At 34.9% G+C, this 25,028-nt stretch carries 20 protein-coding genes and 1 tRNA gene; 7 read left to right on the top strand and 14 right to left on the bottom strand.

Annotation, left to right across the window (positions count from 1 at the left end; all coding sequences use genetic code 11):
- Nucleotides 1-131 precede the first annotated feature (131 nt).
- From M0214_RS05505 to M0214_RS05480, 6 genes are all read right to left on the bottom strand, one after another.
- Nucleotides 132-587 (bottom strand): 6-carboxytetrahydropterin synthase, encoded by a 456-nt coding sequence (locus tag M0214_RS05505; RefSeq protein WP_248724468.1) that lies wholly within the window; start codon nucleotides 585-587, stop codon nucleotides 132-134.
- 111 nt (nucleotides 588-698) lie between these two features.
- Nucleotides 699-881 (bottom strand): hypothetical protein, encoded by a 183-nt coding sequence (locus M0214_RS05500; protein WP_248724983.1) that lies wholly within the window; start codon nucleotides 879-881, stop codon nucleotides 699-701.
- 21 nt (nucleotides 882-902) lie between these two features.
- Complete coding sequence (locus M0214_RS05495; RefSeq protein WP_248724467.1) at nucleotides 903-2,237, bottom strand: MATE family efflux transporter; 1,335 nt, start codon at nucleotides 2,235-2,237, stop codon at nucleotides 903-905.
- A gap of 177 nt (nucleotides 2,238-2,414) precedes the next feature.
- Nucleotides 2,415-3,419 carry a 3-dehydro-L-gulonate 2-dehydrogenase gene (yiaK, locus tag M0214_RS05490; protein ID WP_248724466.1) on the bottom strand — a complete coding sequence of 335 codons (1,005 nt, stop codon included), beginning with the start codon at nucleotides 3,417-3,419 and terminating at the stop codon, nucleotides 2,415-2,417.
- 53 nt (nucleotides 3,420-3,472) lie between these two features.
- Complete coding sequence (locus M0214_RS05485; RefSeq protein WP_248724465.1) at nucleotides 3,473-4,456, bottom strand: aldo/keto reductase; 984 nt, start codon at nucleotides 4,454-4,456, stop codon at nucleotides 3,473-3,475.
- A gap of 172 nt (nucleotides 4,457-4,628) precedes the next feature.
- On the bottom strand, nucleotides 4,629-4,802 hold the full coding sequence (locus M0214_RS05480) for a hypothetical protein (RefSeq protein ID WP_248724464.1): 174 nt from the start codon (nucleotides 4,800-4,802) through the stop codon (nucleotides 4,629-4,631).
- A gap of 1,051 nt (nucleotides 4,803-5,853) precedes the next feature.
- Between M0214_RS05480 and M0214_RS05475 the strand changes: the two genes are divergently transcribed.
- A tRNA-Ala gene (locus tag M0214_RS05475) sits at nucleotides 5,854-5,927 on the top strand.
- Nucleotides 5,928-5,963: 36 nt separating this feature from the next.
- Here M0214_RS05475 and M0214_RS05470 read toward each other — a convergent pair.
- The 4 genes from M0214_RS05470 to M0214_RS05455 form a co-directional block, all read right to left on the bottom strand.
- Nucleotides 5,964-6,818, bottom strand: a complete 855-nt coding sequence (locus tag M0214_RS05470) for a S9 family peptidase (protein WP_248724463.1) — start codon at nucleotides 6,816-6,818, stop codon at nucleotides 5,964-5,966.
- Entirely contained in the window at nucleotides 6,815-9,565 is a 2,751-nt protein-coding gene (locus M0214_RS05465) for a PD-(D/E)XK nuclease family protein (RefSeq protein WP_248724462.1), read from the bottom strand. The genes M0214_RS05470 and M0214_RS05465 overlap by 4 nt, the downstream gene beginning before the upstream one ends.
- Before the next feature lie 73 nt (nucleotides 9,566-9,638).
- Nucleotides 9,639-11,021, bottom strand: a complete 1,383-nt coding sequence (locus M0214_RS05460; protein ID WP_248724461.1) for an OmpA family protein — start codon at nucleotides 11,019-11,021, stop codon at nucleotides 9,639-9,641.
- A 187-nt stretch (nucleotides 11,022-11,208) separates the two neighbouring features.
- Nucleotides 11,209-14,340 carry an exodeoxyribonuclease V subunit beta gene (locus M0214_RS05455; RefSeq protein ID WP_248724460.1) on the bottom strand — a complete coding sequence of 1,044 codons (3,132 nt, stop codon included), beginning with the start codon at nucleotides 14,338-14,340 and terminating at the stop codon, nucleotides 11,209-11,211.
- 124 nt (nucleotides 14,341-14,464) lie between these two features.
- On the opposite strand from M0214_RS05455, the gene M0214_RS05450 reads away from it, so the two are divergent.
- Nucleotides 14,465-15,073: a superoxide dismutase gene (locus M0214_RS05450; RefSeq protein WP_248724459.1), complete on the top strand. Its 609-nt coding sequence runs from the start codon at nucleotides 14,465-14,467 to the stop codon at nucleotides 15,071-15,073.
- Nucleotides 15,074-16,104: 1,031 nt separating this feature from the next.
- Here the strand turns inward: M0214_RS05450 and M0214_RS05445 are convergent.
- The 4 genes from M0214_RS05445 to M0214_RS05430 form a co-directional block, all read right to left on the bottom strand.
- The gene (locus tag M0214_RS05445) at nucleotides 16,105-18,003 is read right to left on the bottom strand and encodes an amidophosphoribosyltransferase (RefSeq protein ID WP_248724458.1); all 1,899 of its coding nucleotides are present in this window, start codon (nucleotides 18,001-18,003) and stop codon (nucleotides 16,105-16,107) included.
- Nucleotides 18,004-18,188: 185 nt separating this feature from the next.
- The gene (locus M0214_RS05440; RefSeq protein WP_248724457.1) at nucleotides 18,189-19,115 is read right to left on the bottom strand and encodes a PfkB family carbohydrate kinase; all 927 of its coding nucleotides are present in this window, start codon (nucleotides 19,113-19,115) and stop codon (nucleotides 18,189-18,191) included.
- A 91-nt stretch (nucleotides 19,116-19,206) separates the two neighbouring features.
- A complete protein-coding gene (locus tag M0214_RS05435) occupies nucleotides 19,207-19,848 on the bottom strand; it encodes a viroplasmin family protein (RefSeq protein WP_248724456.1) in 642 nt (213 codons plus the stop codon).
- Between the two features lie 47 nt (nucleotides 19,849-19,895).
- A complete protein-coding gene (locus tag M0214_RS05430) occupies nucleotides 19,896-20,465 on the bottom strand; it encodes a phosphoribosylglycinamide formyltransferase (protein WP_248724455.1) in 570 nt (189 codons plus the stop codon).
- A gap of 186 nt (nucleotides 20,466-20,651) precedes the next feature.
- Here M0214_RS05430 and M0214_RS05425 point away from each other — a divergent pair, with 186 nt between their 5' ends.
- The 5 genes from M0214_RS05425 (at nucleotide 20,652) to pyk (ending at nucleotide 25,015) form a co-directional block, all read left to right on the top strand.
- A complete protein-coding gene (locus tag M0214_RS05425) occupies nucleotides 20,652-20,885 on the top strand; it encodes an acyl carrier protein (protein WP_076698750.1) in 234 nt (77 codons plus the stop codon).
- 12 nt (nucleotides 20,886-20,897) lie between these two features.
- Nucleotides 20,898-22,145, top strand: coding sequence for a beta-ketoacyl-ACP synthase II (gene fabF / locus M0214_RS05420; protein ID WP_248724454.1), 1,248 nt, complete (start codon nucleotides 20,898-20,900; stop codon nucleotides 22,143-22,145).
- 12 nt (nucleotides 22,146-22,157) lie between these two features.
- Nucleotides 22,158-22,898 carry a ribonuclease III gene (gene rnc / locus M0214_RS05415; protein WP_248724453.1) on the top strand — a complete coding sequence of 247 codons (741 nt, stop codon included), beginning with the start codon at nucleotides 22,158-22,160 and terminating at the stop codon, nucleotides 22,896-22,898.
- A 191-nt stretch (nucleotides 22,899-23,089) separates the two neighbouring features.
- Nucleotides 23,090-23,569 (top strand): IPExxxVDY family protein, encoded by a 480-nt coding sequence (locus tag M0214_RS05410; protein ID WP_248724452.1) that lies wholly within the window; start codon nucleotides 23,090-23,092, stop codon nucleotides 23,567-23,569.
- Nucleotides 23,570-23,572: 3 nt separating this feature from the next.
- Nucleotides 23,573-25,015 carry a pyruvate kinase gene (gene pyk / locus M0214_RS05405; RefSeq protein WP_248724451.1) on the top strand — a complete coding sequence of 481 codons (1,443 nt, stop codon included), beginning with the start codon at nucleotides 23,573-23,575 and terminating at the stop codon, nucleotides 25,013-25,015.
- The last annotated feature ends 13 nt before the right edge of the window (nucleotides 25,016-25,028 follow it).

Genomic DNA, 25,028 nt, shown 5'->3' with positions numbered 1-25,028 from the left:
ATGTGTTAAGAATTTAAAGGGATGTTTGAGGCGCTCTCAGATACCCCTTTGGTTTCGCTCAGGATAAACTTTTCGTGAAAGCCTTTGAGGTAACCTGCTGCGATACCGCTAGTAGGCAAGCGCCCAAAATACTACTCCTGATCGCTGGCAAACCACTCGGCGTAACTGGTTGCAGTTTCATATAACCTTAAAGAATGCAGCTTTAAATGCTCTGGGATATTAGCCTTGATAGTTTCAGCAAAATCAATAACCATCATTTCGCTGGTTGGCTGATAGTCTACAAGAATAATATTGTGACCTTGAGCTTCTAATACTTCGGCTAGTTCTTTATGCGGTGAGTTTCTGTTGAAAACCATCGCATGATCAAAAATATCTACGATATGTTTATTTACAATTTTTTTAAGGTCACCAAAGTCGATCACCATACCATTTTTATTATGGTTGCTATCCATAATTGGTTTGCCTATTACGGTAACATGTAATTGATAACTGTGTCCGTGTAAATTTTTACACTTTCCATCATAACCGTAAAGGGCATGACCAGTTTCAAAAGAGAATTGCTTAGTGATTCTAATAATATTTCCCATTATCTGCGTCTTCCTCGATTTCTATTAATTATGTAAACTACTATTAAAACTATGGCCAGTATTAAGAAAAGACCGTTGCCTGTTAAAAAATTTAATACATCCATTTTTTTGTTATTCTCTATCCATTCTTTTTTTGTTATAGCGGTAAATAGCATACGCTATTAAAACCAAAATAACCATAGGCAACATACCACCAATAAACACGCCAATTTCGTAACCTTTGTCTGATGCGTTTTTTATTTTTTCTTCAATGTTTACCTGTTGGTATAGGGTAACTAATGAAAATATCATCATTTAGTATTATGCGGTGCAAAGTTAATAGTTTTTGCTAAGAGGAATAAATTGTTTTTTAAATTTAATTAATAACGGAAGCGCTCTGGCAATCATCCAAAACGTTAGCGCAATAAAAATACCGTTTAACTTAAAATTAAAGTAGTCCAGACCATAAAGTATTGGCAGAAAAATGATAAACGTAGACAGCAGTAATACATTTCTTAGAAGTTCCATTTTACCTAAACCTTTAAAAACACCATCAAAAATAAAGGCAATAGCACAAATGGGCTGCATTAAAAGTACAATCCAAAATACGGCGTAAAACTCATTTAAAACTTCAGGTTCCTTAGTGAACAATAATCCTACTGGTTTATAAATGAGCGTACCAACTAAGCCTAGTGTAATACCTACGAGTATGCCTATTTTAATTAGTTTTTTATTAAGAGAAACGAGGGTTTTATAGTCTTTGGCTCCAAAGAGTTTTCCAGATAGAATATTGCCTGCACTTGAATAACCATCAATTATAAAGGCGCTTAAGAACCATAGGTTAATAGCAATAGTATATGCCGCTATGTAAGCACTTCCATAGCCTGTGGCGAATCTAGTGGCAAAATAAAGTGTAATATTTAAGGCAAGCGTTCTAACAAATAAGTTTATTACCATTGCGGCAAACCGTTTCATTTCTTTATTAAAAGGGAGGGAGAATACTAAAGGAATGGATGTCTTTTTAAGTAAATAATATGCAGAGAAAATGGCCATTAGTACTTGTGCTATAACACTAGCATAAGCGGCACCCTCTATATGCATGGGTTTTACAATACCGTTAATTCCATAAACCAAAATATAATCTAGAATAATATTGGATAGTGCACCGATCATGGCAATAATCATGGGATAAAACGTGTTTTGAAGTCCGCGAAAAGTCCCAAATACAGCCATTGTAAATAAGGTGAACGGAAAACCGAACACTCTAATTTGATAATAGGTAACGCTATAATCTAAAATTAAATCTGAAGCGTTGTAAAGTTTGAATATTGCTTTGGCAAAGGGAAACGTAGTTACGATTATTAGTATACTTATCGATGTTACAATAAATATGGCTTGAGCCGGAAGATTCTTTACAGCAATTAGGTTCTTGGCACCCACATATTGCGATACGATAGCCGAAATGGCACTACGCGTTTGCCCTAACACCCATATAAGCATAGACATAAACGTACCAACAATACCTACCGCTGCTAGAGACTCAATGGCATTTATTGGAATATTGCCTATAATTGCCGTATCTGTTATAGATAATATCGGTTCTGAAATACCCGAAATTAAAGCAGGAACGGCAAGTTTATTTATCTGTTTTAAGCTAATGGATTTTCCCAAATCAATACCACGGTTTAAAAGTCATGGTCAATGCAAATTTATTGTATTTTAAGCTATAAATTTTTGCTCACACAATTATTAAGTTCATCAAAACGCTTGTTAAAGTGCCATAAGATATTACAGTATATAGCGTGGGCATTCCAAACATTTTATTTTATGGTTTTGTAGATACCGAACTTATAATAAAGACAGTACCTTTTGCCAAATTTCTTTATTGACTTTCATACCATTTTTGCTATTGTGTTTTTCTGCATTGGCTGCTCGTTCTCCAGGATAGTAGGTTCTCTCTCCTTTTTCGCTAGGCGTAACATCGTGTGTATAATTGATTATTTCATTTATGAGCGTATGCTGCAAGTCTTGATCATGAAATATTTCAGGATAGATACAAAGATAGACTTGAGAAATCGCTGTTTCATGTTCTTTAAGACCGATTTTGTAAGTGGAGTTTCCTGCAGACAATAGCGTTGCTAACATATCTAGCACTATAGAAAAAGCAGACCCTTTCCAATAACCAATGGGAAGACCTTGTTCGGTTTTAAGAATATTCTCGGGATTTTTTGATAGCTTGTGGTCCTCATCCCAACCGCCATGGTAAGGTAGTTGTTCTCCCTTTAATTTATAGTTATTTATTTTACCGAAAGAAAATTGGGAAAGCGCCATATCCAGCACAATATGCCCTTCTTTTCTGGGTATTGATACTACAAAAGGATTGTTTCCAATACGGCTTTCCTTTCCGCCCCAAGCAGGCATATTAGGTTGTGTGTTAGTAAAAAGAATGGCAATGCAGTTCTCTTTGGCCGCCTGCCAGCCGTAATAACCGCCTCTCATCCAGTGATTGGTATTACGAAGCGCTACGAGTCCCATACCATCTTTTTTTGCAAGTGCTATAGCCCTGTTAGTACACGTTACGGCATTAATAATTCCGGGGCCTTGATTGCCGTCCCATCTTTCTATATTTCCGAAGGCTTCTATCTTTTTTGCCTCTTCATTTACTTTTACAATTCCTTTTTTTACGGTTTCAATGAAATAGGGTACACGATTAATACCATGAGAATTTACCCCGTAAAGTGTATTCTGTGTAAAAACCTCGGCCAAGAGATTAGCCTTACTTTCTGTAAACTCATACTTTTTAAATAGTTCGTAAAGCACATCTTTCATTTCCTTAGCAGAGATTGTGAGCATAATATATTTTTATGGATTAGCGATTAAGTGTAAAATATAGGTTATTTAAACCATTAGTAAACCCCTCTTATGTGACTATGAATCTTGTTATTATAAAAGACTTTCAATTCACGTATTAGTTGTTCAGAAAGCGACTGTAAATCACTTACTCTAGCATTCTCTATAACTTGTTTTGTTGAGCTTGCTCCAGGAATGATGGTTGTTACCTCTTTATGGTCCAATATCCAGCGTAAAGCCATTTCTACAATAGATAAATTTTCTGGACAAAGTGTTTTTAGTTCATCCGCTAGTTTTACACCGGTTTCAAATGGAATACCAGCAAAGGTTTCTCCAACATTAAAGGCTTCTCCATTACGGTTAAAGTTTCTGTGGTCGTTTTCAGGAAACTTGGTTTGGGTTGTAAATTTACCAGATAGCAAACCACTTGCTAGCGGTAATCGAACAATAATGCCTACCCCTTTTTTATGAGCTTTTGGTAGTAATTCGTCTGTCAGTTTTTGTCTAAAAATATTGTAAATAACCTGAAGCGATTGAAGCTCTTCTTGCTCCAAGCAAATTAAACCCTGTTCAACACTCTCAACACTTGCACCAAAGTGAGCTATTTTACCTTCGTTTTTTAAGGTTCTTAGCCAATCGAAAATGACACCTTTTTTTAATTCCTCTGTTGGTATGCAGTGCAACTGTAATAAATCTATACAGTCTTTGTTAAGACGTTTTCTGGAATGATCTATAGATTTTCTAAGCGCTTGCTCTCTGTAGTTATTCGGAAAAACATTGGCATTACGACCAAATTTTGTCGCCACTTTTATATCTGTCCTAGTCTCTTCAATAAATTTCCCAATTAGTGTTTCACTTCGTCCGTCGCCATAGACATCGGCAGTATCAAATAAATTAATGCCGTTACTAACGGCTTTGTCAAGTATTTCAATGGCTTTTTCTTCATTGATTTTATCGCCCCAATCTGCGCCCAATTGCCAACAGCCTAGTCCAATTTCACTGGTTTCAAATCCGTTGTTTCCTAAAGTTCTCTTTTTCATTTTATTAGTTTTATATCCTCTCTTACAAACCTTAGTTATCCCGAGCGGATTCAGTTTATCCTTAGTGCTGTAGAGGGCTAGTCAAATCCGCCGACCAGAGCGAAGTGACTGACGAACACTAAAGTTGAAAATAGTAAATAGTGAGTAAATTGCGGTTATGTATATTAAGTTTTTAATCTATTAATCTATCGTATGTTACATATATAAATTCTGTAGATAAAGTGTCTTGATGAATCTGAAATTTTAAGTTTGTAAATTCTGCACCTCTGCGGCCAATACCTTTTCTTTTTCTAACGTCTTCTAGTTTGTTCCAATCTTGAATTGTTAAATGTAGAATTGCGCACAATCCATCTCCTTGTATATTAAAGTATAAGGTTTCTTTTCCATTTTATACATCATACTTTTGAAGCCAATAAGTAAGTTTAGATTGGTCAACTTTGTTAAGTTGATTAACTAATTCATCTTTATATTTTTTTGAATTCGGCGCATTAGTTTCTAATATTGGATTTTTATTTTTACAATTGGGACGGTCACAAGATGTTAAGCAAATTAGTAACAGAACTAAAATTTTATAAACTAATTTATATTTCATTTGCCTAATGTGTTAGAACGGTTGGTATATGGTTTGTTGTAGAAAAACATAGTTGATTTCCCTCCCTAACCGAAAGATAGGAAATTGCAATGAATTCCGATTAGGAATTCAGCAGTAATGAATTATAACCGTCGTTGTATATTGGCATTTTTAATTATTTATGATTGTCCCAATTTGAACGACAAAACTCATAATATAGACTAGATAAAGAGTCAAAAAGTCAAACATTTTAAAAATTTGTTCATCTCTTTTTTTGTTTGTTGTCTGGATAGCAAACCAAATCTCAATTCTACTAGCAAAATATACTGCAATATTTGCTAAACTAGATCCAAGTAGAATGAGAAATATATCATTCGGAAGTGTATTGGTAAAAGGTTCAAAAATATGAATTAATCCTAGCATGATAGCAATGGAAATTAATACGATTTTATATTTCGTTGGAATCTCAATTTTCTTAGTCAGTTGAGAAAATATCAATAGGTTAATTATTCCGAAAAGTAGTATGTATATTATTGTCATTCGTGAATTTAGGGTATTGCAGCTAGAACATAACAGTTGTATAAGAACAATTGTGTTTATATCCACTGTATTTATTAAGGCGCATTCATTTGCAAGTTTTAAAGATAAGTCCTACAATTCTATTGTCATAATTATTTTGAAGTGACTTTGAAGTAAAAATTAAAACGATGCTGAGTTTTCGTGGTGGGTTTTTGCCCTTAAATGTATATATTTGCCAAGTTTTACAGGCAAATGCGCTTTTGCTTAAAAGTATCAAAAGGCTTGTAAGTACTATAATTACAGCTACGGGGATGTAGCTCAGCTGGCTAGAGCGCTTGACTGGCAGTCAAGAGGTCGGCGGTTCGAGTCCGCTCTTCTCCACAAAACATTAAGGCTTTCTAATTCAGGAAGCCTTTTTTATGTTTTAAATTCATTTATAAAATCAATCACTTGGTTTACAGTTTCTTTTAAAGGTAGAGGAAGCGTTTCTTTATGCCAGGGGTGGCATGCTTGAAACACATGGTCGGCATTGTTAATAATCAACAATTTACTTTTTGGGTTCCAGCGATGAAGGTTTTCGGCCTCTTTAATAAAAACACTCGTATCAACATCGCCATGAACTATAAGGTGGGGGATGTTTAAATTAGAAACAGCATTTTGTATGCTTAAGCGGTCTCGGTTTTTTATAGTGTCTAGGTAAAACTGATAGTAATGGGGCATTTGTTGTTTGGTGCGGCCATTGGTAACGTATTTCACACCTGTATTTTTCCAGGTTTCGGTTTCAGAAGTTATAACAGACCGTTTTAAGAAATCTGATACTCCTGCCAAACTAATCACTTGTTTAACTCTTGGGTCTTCACTAGCGGTGATGGAAACAATTCCGCCCCCTCGGCTATGTCCTATTAGCGTTAGGTTATTTATGTTGCCTAGCGTTTTGATGGTCTCGTTTTCAAAACACCAATCCATTACAGCTTTTAAATCGGCTAACTCTTTAGTGTAATTATTTTGTCCAAAAGCCTCTAAATCTGGAAAGTCTATGGGCTGCTCTAAAGTACCGCCATTGTGGGAGAAGTTAAATTTTATAAAGCAAAACCCGGCAAGTGCAAGTGCATCTGCCATAAGGTTCCATGCTCCCCAATCCTTAAAACCTTTATACCCATGGCAAAAAATAATAATGGGCGTATTTGTACTAATTTTACTTGTTGTTACATCAATTAAAATGGGTTTGCCATGTTTGCCTTCAATGGTGAAAATGTCTTTTTGTGTACTCATATTTCTTTCTCGGTAAAAGGTATGTTGGGATTACAAATTTCTAAAATCAATGTTTTTAACTCGGTACTAAAATTACCGATTGTCTCTTCAGTGATAATACTGTCTTTTTTACCCCAAGCACCTGCTTTTTCTTTCTTTGCAAACTTCAAAAACCCTTTACTAAGGTTTTTGAACGAGATAATTCCAGCTTCTACAGGCATTTTAAGGGTATTGGATTGGCTCATCATTAAAGCGTAACAAAGCACTTGGAAACTTTTGCTGTATTTTTTATAGTCTGTAGAAATATCCTCCCAATTTACAACTTCAACATCACTCTGTTCTACTTTACCGGTTTTGTAATCAATAATTCGGGTTATGCCATTGTAGTCGTCTACTCTATCGACCATTCCAGTAATTTTCACAGGAAAATCAAGTTCGGGTATGTCCAAATAAATCTCGTTTTTAGCTTCTATAGCCAAGATTTTAATCCTATTTCCTGCTTCTAAATCTTTTATTTCTAGGTCTAAAAAATTAGAGATATACCGTTTGGCAATTTCGAATATAATCAGGTTTTTCCCTGTTTTGATGTCGCCCTCTTTATAAATTTCTTTAAAGTGTTGTATCACTCTTTTGGGAATCTCCTTTTTAAGTTCTTTTATGTTGTCTACAGAAAGGTAAGTGCCTACCAGAGGCTTGTAAAAATCTTCGAGGGTATTATGAACAACAGTACCTAAGGTATTTGCAGCCACGGTTTCTTCTACTTCGTTAAACGCCTTTATGCCCAATATTTTTTGATAATAGAAATCTATGGGGTTTCTAATGTAATTGGTAAGTGATGAAGGCGAAAACCCTTTTCTTGCCAGAGTTTTTATAGCTTCTGTAACTTTAGTGGTTTTTTTTACAACATTAAGTTCTTTTGGTATTACAGGAACTTTAGGTGCAACAATTTGGTGTTTTATGTGGTGTATACCTTCCAGTTCCAACTGCGTTATAAATCTACTTTTTTCGCCGCCAGTCAAAGCATCTGCCTCTGTATTGTAAAGAATGAATACCTTTTTTGCACGTTGGAGCAGTCTGTAAAAATGATAGGTGTATACGGCGTCTTTTTCTTTATAGGTGGGCAGGTTATTTTCTAATTTTACATCAAAAGGAATAAAAGAATTATGACTCTTTCCTGAGGGTAAAATACCTTCGTTTACTCCCGAAATGATTATGGTTTCGAAATCTAAAACACGTGATTCGAGCATACCCATTATTTGAAGGCCTTTTAGGGGTTCTCCTTGAAAGTCTAGGGTTTCTGAAGCCAGTAGTTCTTTATAAACCCCAAAAAGAGTGCTAATATCATTAATATGATGGTATTCTGAATTTAAGCGAACCAGTTCATTAAATAGTGTGTTGAATCTAAAAAGATATTCCAGGGATAGTAAGTTATTGGATTTATCCTCATCTAAAAACACTTTTATGGTATGAATTAGTTGAAAGCAATTTTCGATGGCTTGATTTACGTTTTCCCAACCTAAAAATAATAGCTCTATAAGATTAGAACAATCCGGAGCTATATTTTGCAAACGTTTTACACTTAAGTAGGTTAGATTGTTGGTTTGAATAGATTCGATGATTTTAGTATCACTACCATTTAAAAGTGGCACCACGAATTGATGGGAAATGATTTTAACCACATCTTTGTAATAAAATGAAGCTGTGGCAGTTTTATGCAACTGAAAAAGGCTTTCGAATAACGAACTTAACGGAATGGATTTCAAAGGAAATCCCATGGTAATATTTAGGTTTTTTATACTCTCCGGAAGAGAGTTTAAAGTAGGAAGGAGTAGGTTTTCATCTCCTAAAACAACAGCAGTTTTTTCTAAAGTAGGGTTATCTCGCTCTAGCGTTTTTAATAAAGAGCCAATATGTTTTGCTTGCCCGATTTGTTTCGGAATACCAAAAACCGAAATGTCTTTATTTTTGGTATAATTGTTTGTAATCCAATTAAAAGGGTGCTTATGAAAGTAAGACCAGTTTGATTTATGCTGTCTTGTAAACAGCGCCGCATCGTGTTTGGGATGGTCTAAAAAGCATTTGTCTATGTCCCAGTAAATTTTAGCCAAGTCGTTTTGCAGTAATTCTTGTATTAGCGTTTCTTCTGCAGTATTTAGGGCGTTAAAACCTAAGAAAACATGATGTTTACATGTTGTATTTTGAATATAGGATTCTATATTTTCTACTGCCTCTCTATATATTAAGCCTTGATATCCTAAGTTTTTATTGATTAAGTTTTCTGTAAAACGATTATAGTAAAGCGGTAATTTGTTCCAAAAGGATAAGTATTTCTTGATAAAATCGGTTTGGTTCTGTTCCAGTGACCAATGGTGATTTTCAATGGCTTTAATAGCCCCCAAATATTCAAAAATTTGTTTTTGGGGAATAAGATATCGGTCTATTTCATTAAAATCCTGTAATAGTATTTGCCCCCATTTAGAGAAAGATTCAAAGGTATCTCTATCTTTTTTAGCGGTGATATACAGGTAAGTACTGTAAAACTCAAACAGCAGTTCTGTATTGCCAATATGTCGCAATTCAGACAGGTCTTCAACAAACTCTTCTATACTAATTACAGCGGGTGCAAATATAGGCTCGTGAGTTATTTTAGATAGTTCGTGCTTTAAAAAAACACCGGCTCTTTTACTGGGCAGTATAAATGTAACCTCGGTGAAATCTATACCCTGTTTTTGGAGGTCTTTTAGAACATCAAAAATGAATGTCGTCATTCTATAAAAATAAAAAACGCTTCGGGATTCCCGAAGCGTTTTTTTACATTATTAAGACTGTTAACTTACCTTCTTATTTTGCTAAGTTAATTTCTACTCTTCTGTTTTGTGCTCTTCCAGCTCTTGTTTTATTAGAAGCTACTGGAGTTGACTCACCATAACCTTTAGAAGATAGTCTAGTTGCATCAACACCGTGAGATGTTAAGTAATCTTTAACAGCATTAGCTCTAGACTCAGAAAGTTTTTGGTTAAGTTTTTCACTACCTACACTATCAGTATGACCTTCAACTGTAAACTTAGATGTAGGATACTCGTTTAAGATTTCAACGATATCTTTAAGTACTTCTTCAGATTTAGATTTGATAGAAGATTTACCAGTATCGAAGTTGATAGTTTTAGCGTACTCATTTAAAGTTTTTTGAACTTCTTCAGTAACTTCAGGACAACCGCTATTTGCAACTGTTCCTTTTACATCTGGACACTTATCATCTTTATCTAACACACCGTCACCATCAGTATCTGGCCAAGGGCATCCGTTGTTAGCAGCAGGACCAGCAGTATCTGGACATTTATCATCACCATCGGTAACACCATCGCCGTCTGCGTCAGGACAACCAGCTAAAGCTTTTAATCCAGCAACAGTAGGACATTTGTCATCTTTATCAGCAACACCGTCACCGTCAGAATCAGGACATCCGTTTAATTCGGCAGAACCAGCTTCGTTAGGACAATCATCTTCGCTATCTTGAATACCATCACTATCAGTATCAGGACAACCTTGGAACGCTTCTACACCTGCAACGTCTGGACAAGCATCGTCTTTGTCGTAGATACCATCACCGTCTGTATCAGTACCTCCAAATTTGATAGAAATACCTGCAGAATGTTGGAAATGAGTATTTAAATAGTCTTCGAAAGCGTGTTTGTATGCTGTTTGTAATGTAAAACCGATGTTTTCGCTAAACCAAATGTTTAAACCTAAAGTACCGTTTAAAGTTCCAGCACCAATATCGTCTATCCAAGTGTAACCACCACCAACACCTAAATAAGGGTCTACAGTAGTGTTTTGTAGGAAGTTATATTTAATTGTACCATCAATTCCATAATAAGCTAAGTCGTCTACATTATTAGTTTGATCTGGTCCGTTTGGAGTAGGAACATCCCCCCACTTATCAATTTTGTTTAAAGATCCAGCAACGCCAAAAGAGAAACCATCACCTAGGTATTTAGATACGGAAATAGTTGATAACGATGGTAAAATATTCCAGTGGTCTTCAACGTTTACGAACTCATCAAAAATGGTTTCACTAAATAAGCCTCCGTCTCCAGAAGGATATGCATCTACTGCATTTGTACCTATGGTAATTTGCCATGGGTTGTTTTTGTCTTGTGCATCTGCGAAATTGTAACCAAGTACTAACACAAATGCTAACAATAATCTGCTAAGATTTTTCATATTCAAAAGTTTAATTTTTAAGTGTTAATTGTAAACAAAAGTAAGTTGTTAAATGTTATTAACAAAGACAAATATATAAAAAAAACCTACAAATGTGCTGTTCATCGATAACACGAAAGGATTTATGATTATAATATTTTCGTCTTTTCAAATAGTATAGACCCTTTAAATTTATTTAGGTCACTAATTAAAGTGCTTTAATTAGAACATTTTCATTAACGTAAATAAGTATAGCTTGGGTTACTTTAAACCCCATTTTTTCAAAAACATCTTTGTATTGCGATAGCTGATGGTAATGGTGTTCTCGTTCTACTCCTGTCTTGTAGTCTATAATCGTTGCTTCTCTTTTATCGTTAATGTTCACCCTGTCAGGGCGAATAATAAGACCTTCTTCTGTAATAATATCACGTTCATTGTAAATGTAATCACTAACGTTGAAGTATTTTGACAACATAGCATGTTCTACTATTTCTAAAACGGTTTGTTTTAAGTTTTCGGCCTGTTCGTTATTGATTGTGGATGTATTTACAAACTCGCTTAAGGCGAAATCTATATCTTCTTCGGTTTTTATTTTAGCCATAATATCATGAATAAGGTTACCCTTTTCTATGGCTTTTTCTTGATTGGTACTCCACAGAAGGCCTGAGTTTGTTAGGATGTTGATGTTGTGGCTTGCCTTAGATGTAGATATAAATTCAGATTGGAACAATGTTTTATCCGTTTCTCTTTCAATGCTAAAAGTTCTGGTTTTGGAACCAAAGTGGTAGGTTGTTTTGTTCTCGTTCCAAATAGATTTATGCTTTAGGTAATTTATTAATAGACCAGAATATTTTTTATCATTAACAGTACCGTTAGACGATATATCTTTAGCAGAAATAATATAAAGATGTTCTGCTGCCCTAGTGAGTGCAACGTACATTAGGTTGATGTTATCTAATTCTAGTTGAGATTTACGTTCGGTATAAATGTCTCGACCTTCATTGCCAAAATATTCAAAATCTTTGTTGTAGTTTAGTAATGCATATGAAAACCCATGATAAATTTCAGGATTTAATTTAAACCAAGCTTTTGGTTCTTTTTCTCTATAAATATCCAAATCTGCATAAGGAAAAACAACCACAGGAAATTCTAAGCCTTTGGATTTGTGTATGGTCATAATACTTACGGCATCTTGACCTTTTGGAGACACAATGCTGAAAGATTCTTTTTTCTTTTCGAAATATTCCAGGAATGCTGAAATGTCTGAGCCTTTTTTTTGTGAAAAATCCAAAACCAAATCTAAAAAGAATTGTATGTAAGCGTTAGATGTTTTTAAGAGATTGAAGTCCCTAACTATACTTTCAGTTAAATCATATAACGGAAGCTGAAGCAAATTCTTTTCAATGAATATATCAAAACGCTCAAGAGCATTAAATAGTTGATAGAGCGGTAAGTTTAAATGTAAAGCAAGAAATGCATGTTTGTCCTCAACCTCAAGGCTGTTGGCCAAGTAATTAAGTACAAACACCTTAATTTCTTTATTTTCAGGTTGAGTTAAGAGTTGTAAAACATCTCTAATGAAATTAACTTCTGGAGCATTTTGCAACAATAATGTTTCTGAGGATATTATGGGGATTTCGTGTTTGCTCAAGAAATTAGCTATGGCGACACCTTCTTTTTTCTTCCTTACCAGAACACAAATATCTTTGAGGCTATAACCTATTTTTAAGCAATTATTTACAGTATTGAGAGTGGCTTCACAAAATTGTTCATCCCTTTCGGTAGTACCATTAAAATCTAAGAATGAGATCTCTAGATAACCTGTATCCTCGAGAGAGGTTTCTTGCTGCCCAAAACGATATAAATCTTTGTATTTCTTATTGGTAAAAAGGGTATCTGATATAAACTTAAAAAAATTATTATTGAAGAAAACAATCTCCTTATGACTTCTGTAATTTACAGGAAGGTTCTTAATACTCTTTTCGATAAAGAAGGGGTTGTCCTCATTAAAGAGCCCTATAAACTGTTCTGCTTTTCCGCCTCGCCACCTGTAAATAGCTTGTTTGGCATCGCCAACTAGCATGGCACTTCCTTGTTCTGCAGATAATGAGTTGCTTAGTAAGGGGATTAAATTTTCCCATTGCTTAACAGAAGTGTCTTGAAATTCATCGATGAAATAATTTTTAAATTTTTCACCCAAGCGCTCGTAAATAAAAGGCGTTGGTTGCTCCTTAATCTCTTTGCTTATAATAGTGTTGAATTCAGAAATGAGCATTTTATTCTGCGCTTCTTTTACTAACATCAACTCATTATTTATAGCGTTTAGAACAGATAATGGTGTTATGTTTTTATAAAAGGTTTTTAAAAATTTATAATGATAAACTTGAGCTTTTAAAGTTTTAAAAGTAATCTCCATTTCTGGTAAAATGGCTTCAATTGTGTTAGCTACAGAAATATCTAGATTTTTCTTGTAAAGCCCTTTTCTTTGTATAATATTCTCTTCGAGTTTATTATTATATAGGCCATCTAAATTTAATTCTAAAGCCTTTTTAAAATGGTTAGGGAGGGTTGATCTTGTAAAATCGTTATGTGCTACTCCTGCTTCGTCGATTAATTGAAGTGCGCCACTAGCTAATTCCTTAATAGTACTTTGCGTGGCTACGATTTGTTTGCCTAAATAGGTTTTTAGTGCTTTAAAATCGCTGAGGGTTTTATCTTTTAAATTGTCTGTGAAAGGAATATCATTTTCGTTGATCAACAATTTAGAAATATTGTTCAGGTCTAAGGCGACATCCCAACTCTTATCATCATCTGCTTTTTCTATAGCAAATTCAACTAACACCTTGGTAAGTGCATCATCAGTACCTGCCTTTGCAATGAGACTATCAACAGCTTCTGCTAAAAGGGCATCCTGGTCTAATTCAACTTCAAAATTTAAAGGCAGCTTAAGATCGTATGCAAAAGTTCTTATGAGCTTATGGGTAAAGCCATCTATCGTAGAAATATCAAAAGCAGCATAGTTAAATAGAATACTATCAAGAATACGTTTCGATTTTTTATGAATGGTTTTTGGTTCTAGTTCTAGTTCTTTACATATGGCCTCGAACATACTATTTGGGTTGCTTAAAATGTTGTCTTCTGAAAACAACTTCAGCATTTCAATAATACGTTCTTTCATTTCGGCAACAGCCTTATTGGTGAAGGTTATGGCTAGAATATGTTTGAATTTTTCGGGATGTTTAGACTCCAGTAAAATCTTTAGATATTCTTTTACCAGGGTAAAGGTTTTTCCGCTCCCGGCAGAAGCGTTGTAGATAATAAAAGAGCGGTTTTGAACCATGTTAAAGAATTTGTTACAAGATAAAAACTATCAATGGTTTCATAGTAATATATTATTTTTAATTGAAGCCTATTATATGTAAATTTGGGATGAAATTAATTACTAATAGATAAAACAAGAAATTATGGCTTTTGAATTACCTGAATTAGGGTATGCTTATGATGCGTTAGAACCACATATGGACGCTCGTACAATGGAGATCCACCATTCTAAACATCATGCTGGATATACAAATAACTTAAACAACGCTATAGCTGGAACCGATTTAGAAGGACAATCTATCGAAGATATCCTTACAAATTTAGATTTGAGTAATGGCGCAGTACGAAACAATGGAGGTGGTTTTTACAACCACTCTTTATTCTGGACTGTAATGAACCCTGAAGACAGAGGGTATTTGTCTGGAGAGTTAAAAGATGCTATAGAAGCAGAATTTGGTTCTAAAGATGATTTTATTGCTGCTTTTAGTAAAGCTGCTGCAACACGTTTTGGGTCTGGTTGGGCATGGTTATGTGTTCATGAAGGCGGTAAGTTAGAAATTTGCTCTACTCCAAATCAAGATAATCCATTAATGCCAGAAGTTGGTTGTGGAGGAACACCGATTTTAGGATTAGATGTATGGGAGCATGCTTACTACTTAAACTACCAAAATAGACGTCCTGATTACATTAGTGCGTTCTTCAATGTAATTAACTGGAACGAGGTAGAAAGACGTTACGCTGAGGCAAAATAATCGATTACAATTTTAAGTGTTATAAAGAATCGTTTAGGAGTTTTCCTAAGCGATTTTTTTATACAGCCTGCAAACATTAACGAAAGTAGACAGGTTACCACAAGGGCTCATGCTTTCAATCCCTGTTGTGATTAAATATTCTTATAATGTATTCAACTTAAGAATACTTGCACTAAGCACTTAGGTTTGCAAACTTTTAATTTAAAAATAAGAGAAGAGAATTCCATTTTCATGGGAATTAAAAATGAAAAAGGTGAGCTAGAACGCTCACCTTTTTGCCCCAAATCTACCATAAACTTAACCTACTTATGTTATGGTTCTTCAAATGTATATTTGTTATGAGAACTGGTGAAATTTTTTGGCTGAACTGCCTATAAATTGGCTTAATAGAGCTATGGCAAAAAAATGCGGTTAATCGAAAAGAATTCCTAGTATGCTTGCAACTGGTTTCCTTTGAACCTGCCTGCTTACCTCCAGATAGCCAGGATTGTCATTCCTTGAAAACGAGAATCAAAATACAGAATTTCGGCTTTTATCTTAAAGTCAAAATGAAATCAGTGAACTACACCAGTGGAAAGTTGATTTCAATAAATTCTTTGTAAAGTATAGAAAATAAAAAAGGTGAACGAGAGTTCACCTTTTTTGCCCCAAATCTACCATAAACTTAACCTACTTATGTTATGGTCCTCCAAATGTATGTTCGTTAAAAGGACTTAAGAATTTTTTTGGCTGAACTACCTATAAATTGGCTTAACAGTTTTATTTAGAAAGTAGAAAATATAAAAAGAGAAAGTAAACACTTATTTTGAAGAGAAAAGTGTTTTTGGTTCACAAAAGTGTATAAAAAAAGGCGAACGAGAGTTCACCTTTTTTTGCCCCAAATCTACCATGAACTTAACCTACTTATGTTATGGTGAGTCTAAATTAGATGTATTTTAGTTAACCAACTTATTTATTAGATAAAATACATATTTATCGGACAAAACGCAATGTTTGCGGATTAACCGTAAAAAACGTTATGAATTTCGTAATTAATAGGCCCGTTCTTTATTACCTTCATAAAAATTGATGAATGCCTTATTCACAACCCTATTTCCTCCAACGGTAGGATAGTTTCCTGTAAAATACCAATCTCCTAAATTTTTCGGACATGCTTTATGTAAATTCTCTACAGGTTGGAAAATAATTTTTACTTCAGCTTTTATGGTCTCATCACTAAGTAACTCAGCAATTTTGTTTGATATCTGTTTGTCTGTAAATGGATCGTAAATTTCCTTTACAAAGTTTTTTACCTCTTTATCGGCTAAATTAATTTGAGCTTTACACTTTTTGTAAACAGTTTCTATAGTATCATAAGTATTATTGTCTTTATGTAAAGCTAAAGCAGCTCTAAAAGCAACAAGGCTTTCTAGGTTAGCCATGTCTATACCATAACAATCTGGATAACGTATTTGAGGTGCTGAAGACACTACTATAATCTTCTTTGGACTTAATCGATCAAGCATTTTTAAAATACTTTTCTTTAAAGTAGTACCTCTTACAATACTATCATCAATAATAACAAGATTATCATCGGGTTTTACAACACCATAGGTAATATCGTATACGTGAGCAACTAAATCATCTCTACTGCTATCTTCAGTAATAAATGTTCTCAGTTTAACATCTTTAATAGCAATTTTTTCTGTTCTAATTCTTTCAGAAAGAATTTCGGTAACCTTTTCGGCAGAGATATTGCGTTGTCCGTTAAGTATGGTTTTGGTTTTAGTTTTGTTTAGTTCATTTTCAGCAGTTTCAACCATACCATAAAACGATGTTTCTGCAGTATTTGGTATGTATGAGAATACCGTATTTTTTGTATCATTATTAATGGCCTCCATTACTTTTGGCATTAACAATTTACCTAGTGTTTTTCGTTCCTGATAAATTTCGGCATCACTTCCGCGAGAGAAGTATATGCGCTCAAATGAACATGCTTTCCTTTCTAAAGGTTCTAAAATCTGTTTTATTTTTACCGCACCAGATTTTTTGGCGATGATGGCATTTCCTGGAGGTAGTTCGTGTACCGACTCAAAAGGCACGTTAAATACGGTTTGAATTACAGGGCGCTCTGAAGCCACCACTACCACTTCATCATCTTGGTAATAGTAGGCTGGGCGAATACCAGCAGGGTCTCTCAATACAAACATGTCGCCATGACCTATAAGTCCGGCCATAGCATAACCGCCATCCCAGTTTTTAGCGGCACGTTTTAGTAATTTAGAAAGCTTTAATCGTTCTGCAATTAATGGAGAAGCTTCACGTTTATTGTACCCCTCGCGTTTCAAGTCTTTATATATTTTGCTTACGGCGTCATCTAAAAAGTGACCAATTTTCTCCATCACCGTAATCGTATCTGTATACTCTTTAGGGTGCTGACCTAACTCTATGAGGTTTCCGAATAACTCCTTAACATTAGTCATGTTAAAGTTTCCTGCCATGATGAGGTTACGGTGCATCCAGTTGTTTTGTCTTAAAAAAGGATGTACACTTTCTACACTATTTTTACCAAATGTACCGTAGCGAACATGACCCAAAAGGACCTCGCCTATGTAAGGGATATTCTTTTTTTGAGCCGCAACATCATCAACATATTCTGGGTTTTCTTTAAACGAAGAGTTAATTCTGTCATTAATTTGACCAAAAATATCTTGAATAGGCTGTTGTTGAATAGAACGCACCCTACTTATGTATCGCTCTCCTGGTTTTGTATCTAATTTAATACTTGCAAAACCGGCACCGTCTTGGCCGCGGTTATGTTGTTTTTCCATCATGAGGTACATTTTATTAACCCCATAAAATGCACTACCGTATTTTTCTTTGTAGTATTCCAGTGGTTTTAACAGTCTAATTACAGCTATACCACATTCATGTTTTAAGATATCACTCATATTTAATTTTTTTTCGCCTCTAACAGTCTTTAGTTAGACGTACGGAAATAATAAAATAGCTTATCTAGATATTTCTAGTTTTAGTTTCCTGCTTTCGCAGGAATGACAAATTATTGATTCCAAAATGACATCATTTTGGAGTTTTATTTTTAAATAAAAACGCGCCCAAATTTGAGCGCGTCGGTTTATTCTAATTCTATTTCAAACTGCGTTAGTTGTTTAAACTGCAGTAATCGTTTATGTACTTCTTCGCTCGATAAATTTACCATGCGTTCTGTTCCAAATTTTTCAACACAGAAAGAAGCCAATGTGGATCCGTAAATAATTGCATTCTTCATGTTTTCGAATGATATGTCGTTCGTCTTCGCTAAATAACCGGCAAACCCTCCAGCGAAGGTATCTCCAGCGCCAGTTGGGTCGAATACTTCTTCTAACGGAAGCGCTGGCGCATAAAACACATTGTCATCGTTAAACAGCAACGCGCCATGTTCTCCTTTTTTTATGACCACGTATTTTGGGCCCATATCCTGAATCTTTCTAGCAGCAACTACCAAAGAGTATTCACCAGTAAGTTGTCTTGCTTCTTCGTCATTTATAGTAATTACGTCTACACGTTTTATAACGTTGTGCAAATCCTCTAGAGCGGTATCCATCCAGAAATTCATTGTATCTAAAACAACTAAACCTGGTTTTTCTGTCATTTGATCTAATACACCAGCTTGAACTATAGGATGTAAGTTACCTAACATAACAACGTTGGCATCTCTGTAGTCTTCAGGGACAACAGGATTAAAATCGGCGAGTGTGTTTAGTTCTGTAACTAAAGTGTCTCTGGAGTTCATGTCGTTATGGTAGCGACCGCTCCAAAAGAATGTTTTACCATCTTTTACTATTTCTACTCCAGACAAATCTATATTTCGTTCTGTTAAGAGATCTAAGTATTCTTGAGGAAAGTCGCCTCCAACAATTGAAACTGCTGTAGCGTTTACATTGAAATGTGAGGCAGCCAGACTTATAAATGTAGCTGCTCCCCCTAGGATTTTATCGGTTTTCCCGAAAGGCGTTTCAATAGCATCAAAAGCTATAGTACCTACAATAACTAATTTACCCATAAAAAGGATTGATGATTCTGTGCAAATATAAGTCTTTTAAGTAGGTATTCAAGAATATTTTTTAGACTGTAAGCGTAGGCTTTAAAATGAGTTATTTTCGTCCAAAATCGGCTGGAATTTCACCCCAGGCCTTAGTTTCCCATTTTACAATTACGGTGTTGTAAGTGTTTGTTTTTAACCAGTTTTCGGCTCTATCAACTAACTCGAAAAGCGGTTTGTTTTTAACGGTACGTTCTAGTTTGGTATTGCATTTTTTCTTTTTAACCCAACTTATAGCAGTTCTGGAGTCAGTATACATAATAAGATTACTGTTATGCTTTTTCAAAAATGCCAAGCCGTGTACAATGGCTAAAAACTCACCTATGTTATTGGTACCTTCCTCAAAAGGCCCTTGAATGAACAATTGTTTTTTTGTTTTGGTATCAACACCACGGTATTCCATTTTACCAGGGTTGCCACTTACGGCAGCATCAACCGAAATGGATTTATAGTTAGGTTGCCCTATTTTTTTTAGTTGTTCTTGGGTAAGCTCACTTTTAAATGTTGCAGTTTTACCTATATAGTCCTTATAGTTCTCCTTTAATGCTTTTTTTGCAGCCTCAAAAGTTGAAAACGATTTATATTGGGCACCTTGAAAATTTTTAATCATGGCTTTACAATCCTCCCAAGACTCGAAGACCCCGGTTTTGTGCCCTTTCCAAACAGTGTAATATTTCTTTTTCTTTTTACTCATTTTTGTCATCCTGAACTTGTTTCAGGATCTCGTTATTGAGTATTTAATTAATCATTATCCAATAGTTTTTTAACCACCTTTGGAAAATGTTCCATTTCCAATTCATGAATTTTAGCAGCTACGTCCTCGGCGGTATCAGTCGGTAATACGTCACATTTTGCCTGAAATATGGTTGCGCCTTCATCGTAATTTTCATTTACATAATGTATGGTAATACCCGTTTCGGTTTCCTTATTTTCAACCACAGCCCTGTGTACATGCATGCCATACATGCCTTTTCCTCCAAACTTTGGAAGTAAAGCAGGGTGTACATTAATCACTTTATTAGGGAATTCATCTAAAATATGCTCTGGGAATTTCCATAAAAACCCAGCTAATATGATAATGTCTGGATTAGTAGTTTTTAAGATATTCAAAACATCATTGGTCTTGGTAAATGCTACTCTATTAAATGATAATGCACTTACTTTAAGCCGTTTTGCGCGATCTAAAACTTTGGCATGAGGATTGTTAGTAAGTATTTGAATAACAGATACATTATCGCTGTTTTGAAAAAAACTTATTAGATTTTCAGCATTAGATCCACTTCCGGACGCAAAAATTACTACGCGTTTCATATTACAGACTGTAATGATAAGATTGTTCGAACAAAAAAAAGAATAATTATTAACAATTAGGAGGTAAAAATAAAATACTTAAAAGTTATTTTAGTAAATTACAAACACATTTTTCTAGTAATGATGTGTTTTAAAATAAAGTTTTTTATTTTTGCCAACTGAATTAAAAATTAAAATTAAAAGATTATGTCAGACATTGCATCAAGAGTAAAAGCGATTATCGTAGACAAATTAGGAGTAGATGAAAATGAAGTAGTTGCAGAAGCTAGCTTCACTAACGATTTAGGAGCGGACTCATTGGATACTGTAGAACTAATTATGGAATTCGAAAAAGAATTCGATATTCAAATACCAGACGATCAAGCTGAAAACATTGCAACAGTTGGTCAAGCTATATCTTATATAGAAGCTGCAAAATAAGCACATTACTTTATGGATATAAAGAGAGTTGTAGTCACAGGCTTAGGGGCTTTAACACCTATAGGCAATACCAAAGATGAATATTGGGATGGTCTAATTAATGGTAAAAGCGGTGCTGCGCCTATAACATATTATGATACCGAAAAGTTCAAGACTAAATTCGCTTGCGAAATTAAGAACTTTAACCCAACAGATTTCCTTGACAGAAAGGAGGCCCGTAAAATGGATAAGTTTGCTCAGTATGCCATGGTGGCTGCAGACGAAGCAATTGCGGATGCCAACCTTAATCTAGACGAGGTAAACAAGTTGCGTGTTGGTGTTATATGGGGAGCTGGTATTGGTGGTTTAGAAACGTTTCAGCAAGAAGTTTTAAACTATGCTGGAGGTGATGGCACACCAAGATTTAACCCTTTCTTTATTCCTAAAATGATTGCCGATATTGCACCGGCAAACATTTCCATAAAACATGGTTTTATGGGACCTAACTATACAACAGTTTCTGCTTGTGCGTCTTCAGCAAACGCTATGTTCGATGCTCTAAACTCTATACGTTTGGGGTATACCGATGTAGTTGTTACTGGAGGAAGTGAAGCTGCAGTGACTATTGCTGGAATGGGTGGTTTTAACGCCATGCATGCATTGTCCACAAGAAATGAAAGTCCAGAATCAGCTTCAAGACCTTTCGACGGAACTAGAGATGGTTTTGTTTTAGGTGAAGGTGCTGGCGCTTTAATTTTAGAGGAGTATGAACATGCTAAGGCTAGAGGGGCTAAGATTTATGCTGAGGTAGCAGGAGGTGGATTATCTTCTGATGCTTATCACATGACGGCACCTCACCCAGAAGGAATTGGTGTTGTTGAGGTAATGAAGAATTGTTTAGAGAATGCAGGGCTTAACCCCGAAGATGTAGACCATATTAATACACATGGAACATCTACACCATTAGGAGATGTAGCAGAACTTAAAGCTATATCTAAGGTGTTTGGCGGTCATGCAAAAAACATAAATATTAATTCTACAAAATCAATGACAGGGCATCTATTAGGTGCTGCTGGGGCCATTGAAGCTATTGCTAGTATTTTAGCAATTGAACACGGAATTGTGCCTCCTACCATCAATCACACTACGGTTGATGAGAATATTGATCCAGAATTAAATTTAACTTTAAACAAGGCTCAAAAACGCGAAGTAAACGTAGCAATGAGTAATACATTTGGATTTGGCGGACATAACGCTTGTGTATTATTCAAGAAAATATAGACAGAATCCCGAATGAAAAACATTCGTAACATACTAAATTCCCGTTTTAAACGTAACGGGAATTTTTTTATGGAATTAACTAAAATTCTTGGATTCAAACCTTTAGATGTCATTTATTTTAAAACGGCTTTTACGCATCGTTCTATGAACCTTAAGGACGATTTAGGTAATGCTATAAACTACGAGCGATTAGAATTTTTGGGCGATGCTATGTTAAGTGCCGTTATTGCATCACACCTATATCAAGAGGTGCCCAGTGGCGATGAAGGTTATCTTACCAAAATGCGATCTAAAGTAGTAAGTAGGGAACATTTAAACGAACTAGGCAAGGAACTCAAGCTTATCGATTTAGTAAAGAGTAAAATTCCGGCAGGGCAGTTTGGTGATAATATTCACGGTAATTTATTCGAGGCACTTGTTGGCGCCATTTTTTTAGATAGAGGTTATAAATACTGTGAAAAGTTTATTTTTAAACGTGTTATTATTCCTTATGTTGATATAGAAAAACTTGAAGGAAAGGTAATAAGTTATAAGAGTTTGCTCATTGAGTGGTGCCAAAAAGAAAAGAAAACTTTTGGCTATAATGTTTACGAAGATACTGGAAATGACGAGGTAAGACATTTTTCGGTTAAACTTTCCATAGACAATAAAATAGTTTCAAAAGCCAGAGCCACTTCAAAGAAAAAAGCCGAGGAAAAAGCGTCTAAACGTGCTTTTTTTGTTTTTCAAAACAAGATATCAAAGATGTTATAATATCGTGCCAGGTATGCAGTATACCGTTGGTAATAAGTAGCCTTCACTATTTTACTCCTTTTAGGGATTCCTGTTTTTTGTGATTCAAACCATATAAACTATAACGTTTTAGTTAGCTTTATCCTCAAGATTAGTTAAAACCCTTTACTATTCAGCATTTTAAATATTATATTTACGCCTAAAATTAGGGTATGGCAGTTCATAAACTCGTTTTAGATGCTATTGATGAAGACCTATTTACTTTAGTTGCAGTTCACTGCAATCTTGAAGACTATAGGTTAGCATTTCTTTTAAACAAGTTTTTAGGCATAACACTTACCAGAAAATCTAAAGATTTAGATTTTCCAAACTCAAAATCGTTCTATTCCATATACGAATGGGAAGATTGCAGACAACAAACTATTTGGAATTTGGTCTCTAATATCTGCAAAACAGAATATTACAGACAAGCTAATCAAGGTTCTTTATTCAATGTTCAAGAAAAAATAACAAGGACCGATTACCTAATACCAGAACGCAAAACCGTTAATTATTTTATAAAGATAAATAGCGACTTTAATTTCACTAAAGAAAAGTACATTCTGAATAGTATATTAAAAATACCTCAAGTAGCCACTGCTTACAGTATTCAACCCGATCAATTAAAATTTAAGGACCATTTAATTTTTTAGCTAATGCCATTAACAAAGAAAACTAAAATAGTAGCGACATTAGGACCTGCGACAAGCACCAAGGAAGTACTTAAAGGAATGCTTGAAGAAGGCGTTAATGTTTTCAGAATAAATTTTTCCCATGCCGATTATACCGATGTAACCGAACGTATTGAAATGATTAGAGAGCTCAATGAAGAGTACGGTTATACTGCCGCAATATTAGCAGATTTACAAGGGCCAAAACTTCGTGTCGGAGTAATGAAGGAAGAAGTAGTTGTTAATCCTGGTGACGAAATCATTTTTGCCACAGGAGAACGTTTTGAAGGTACCAAAGAACGTGTTTACATGACCTACGACAGATTTCCTCAAGATGCTAAACCTGGAGAGCGCATTCTTTTAGATGACGGTAAATTAATTTTTGAGGTTGTTTCTACGGATCAGAAAAGTGAAGTTGTAGCAAAGGTAATTCAAGGTGGGCCTCTTAAATCTAAAAAAGGGGTAAACCTACCAAATACCAACATTTCTCAGCCTGCACTTACAGAAAAGGATATTAAAGATGCTGAGTTTGCTATTTCTCAAAATGTAGATTGGATAGCGTTGTCTTTTGTGCGTCATGCCGAAGATTTAATGCAATTACGAGATTTAATTAATAAGCACAGCGATTATAAAATTCCTATTGTAGCTAAGATTGAAAAACCTGAGGCTATAGAGAACATTGATAAAATCGTAACTCATTGTGATGGGATTATGGTAGCGCGTGGTGATTTGGGAGTGGAAATTCCTGCAGCAGACGTACCGTTAATTCAAAAGCAATTGGTATTACGAGCTAAAAAAGCCAGAATTCCGGTAATTATTGCAACTCAAATGATGGAAACTATGATTTCCAGTTTAACGCCTACCAGAGCAGAGGTTAACGACGTTGCAAACTCGGTTATGGATGGTGCAGATGCAGTTATGTTATCTGGAGAAACTTCGGTTGGTAATTATCCTGTACAAGTTATAAGACAGATGGCCAGTATTTTAACTAGTGTTGAAGATTCTAAACTAATTAAAGTACCTCAATTACCACCTCATATACGTACCAATCGTTACATCACAAAATCCATATGTTATCATGCAGCGAACATGGCAAATGAAATCGATGCCAAAGCTATTTCTACTCTTACTAATAGTGGTTATACAGCATTCCAGATATCTGCTTGGAGACCATCGTGTCATATTTTGGTATTTACTTCCAACAAGCGTATTTTAACACGTTTAAGTTTGCTTTGGGGAGTTCAAACATTTCATTATGAGCGTTTTGTAAGCACCGATGAAACTATCGAAGATGTGAACAAAATTGCCTGCGAAAAAGGTTTTGTAGAGGCAGGAGATATGTTAGTAAGTTTAGCGGCTATGCCTATTCAAGAAAAGGGTATGGTAAATACTTTAAGAGTTACAGAAATAACAAGTTGTAGTTTCTAAAAACGAAAAGAGA

It is taken from the genome of Seonamhaeicola sp. ML3 (assembly GCF_023273855.1).
Taxonomy (GTDB): Bacteria; Bacteroidota; Bacteroidia; order Flavobacteriales; family Flavobacteriaceae; genus Seonamhaeicola.
The sequence above is the reverse complement of the archived record's forward strand: the minus strand, read 5'-3'. Positions and strand labels throughout refer to the sequence as shown.

Coding starts and splice junctions, on each gene's coding strand:
- M0214_RS05505 (WP_248724468.1), bottom strand. CDS start 587: ATGGGAAATATTATTAGAATCACTAAGCAATTCTCTTTTGAAACTGGT.
- M0214_RS05500 (WP_248724983.1), bottom strand. CDS start 881: ATGATGATATTTTCATTAGTTACCCTATACCAACAGGTAAACATTGAA.
- yiaK (WP_248724466.1), bottom strand. CDS start 3,419: ATGCTCACAATCTCTGCTAAGGAAATGAAAGATGTGCTTTACGAACTA.
- M0214_RS05485 (WP_248724465.1), bottom strand. CDS start 4,456: ATGAAAAAGAGAACTTTAGGAAACAACGGATTTGAAACCAGTGAAATT.
- M0214_RS05470 (WP_248724463.1), bottom strand. CDS start 6,818: ATGAGTACACAAAAAGACATTTTCACCATTGAAGGCAAACATGGCAAA.
- M0214_RS05465 (WP_248724462.1), bottom strand. CDS start 9,565: ATGACGACATTCATTTTTGATGTTCTAAAAGACCTCCAAAAACAGGGT.
- M0214_RS05460 (WP_248724461.1), bottom strand. CDS start 11,021: ATGAAAAATCTTAGCAGATTATTGTTAGCATTTGTGTTAGTACTTGGT.
- M0214_RS05455 (WP_248724460.1), bottom strand. CDS start 14,340: ATGGTTCAAAACCGCTCTTTTATTATCTACAACGCTTCTGCCGGGAGC.
- M0214_RS05450 (WP_248724459.1), top strand. CDS start 14,465: ATGGCTTTTGAATTACCTGAATTAGGGTATGCTTATGATGCGTTAGAA.
- M0214_RS05445 (WP_248724458.1), bottom strand. CDS start 18,003: ATGAGTGATATCTTAAAACATGAATGTGGTATAGCTGTAATTAGACTG.
- M0214_RS05440 (WP_248724457.1), bottom strand. CDS start 19,115: ATGGGTAAATTAGTTATTGTAGGTACTATAGCTTTTGATGCTATTGAA.
- M0214_RS05435 (WP_248724456.1), bottom strand. CDS start 19,848: ATGAGTAAAAAGAAAAAGAAATATTACACTGTTTGGAAAGGGCACAAA.
- M0214_RS05430 (WP_248724455.1), bottom strand. CDS start 20,465: ATGAAACGCGTAGTAATTTTTGCGTCCGGAAGTGGATCTAATGCTGAA.
- M0214_RS05425 (WP_076698750.1), top strand. CDS start 20,652: ATGTCAGACATTGCATCAAGAGTAAAAGCGATTATCGTAGACAAATTA.
- fabF (WP_248724454.1), top strand. CDS start 20,898: ATGGATATAAAGAGAGTTGTAGTCACAGGCTTAGGGGCTTTAACACCT.
- rnc (WP_248724453.1), top strand. CDS start 22,158: ATGAAAAACATTCGTAACATACTAAATTCCCGTTTTAAACGTAACGGG.
- M0214_RS05410 (WP_248724452.1), top strand. CDS start 23,090: ATGGCAGTTCATAAACTCGTTTTAGATGCTATTGATGAAGACCTATTT.
- pyk (WP_248724451.1), top strand. CDS start 23,573: ATGCCATTAACAAAGAAAACTAAAATAGTAGCGACATTAGGACCTGCG.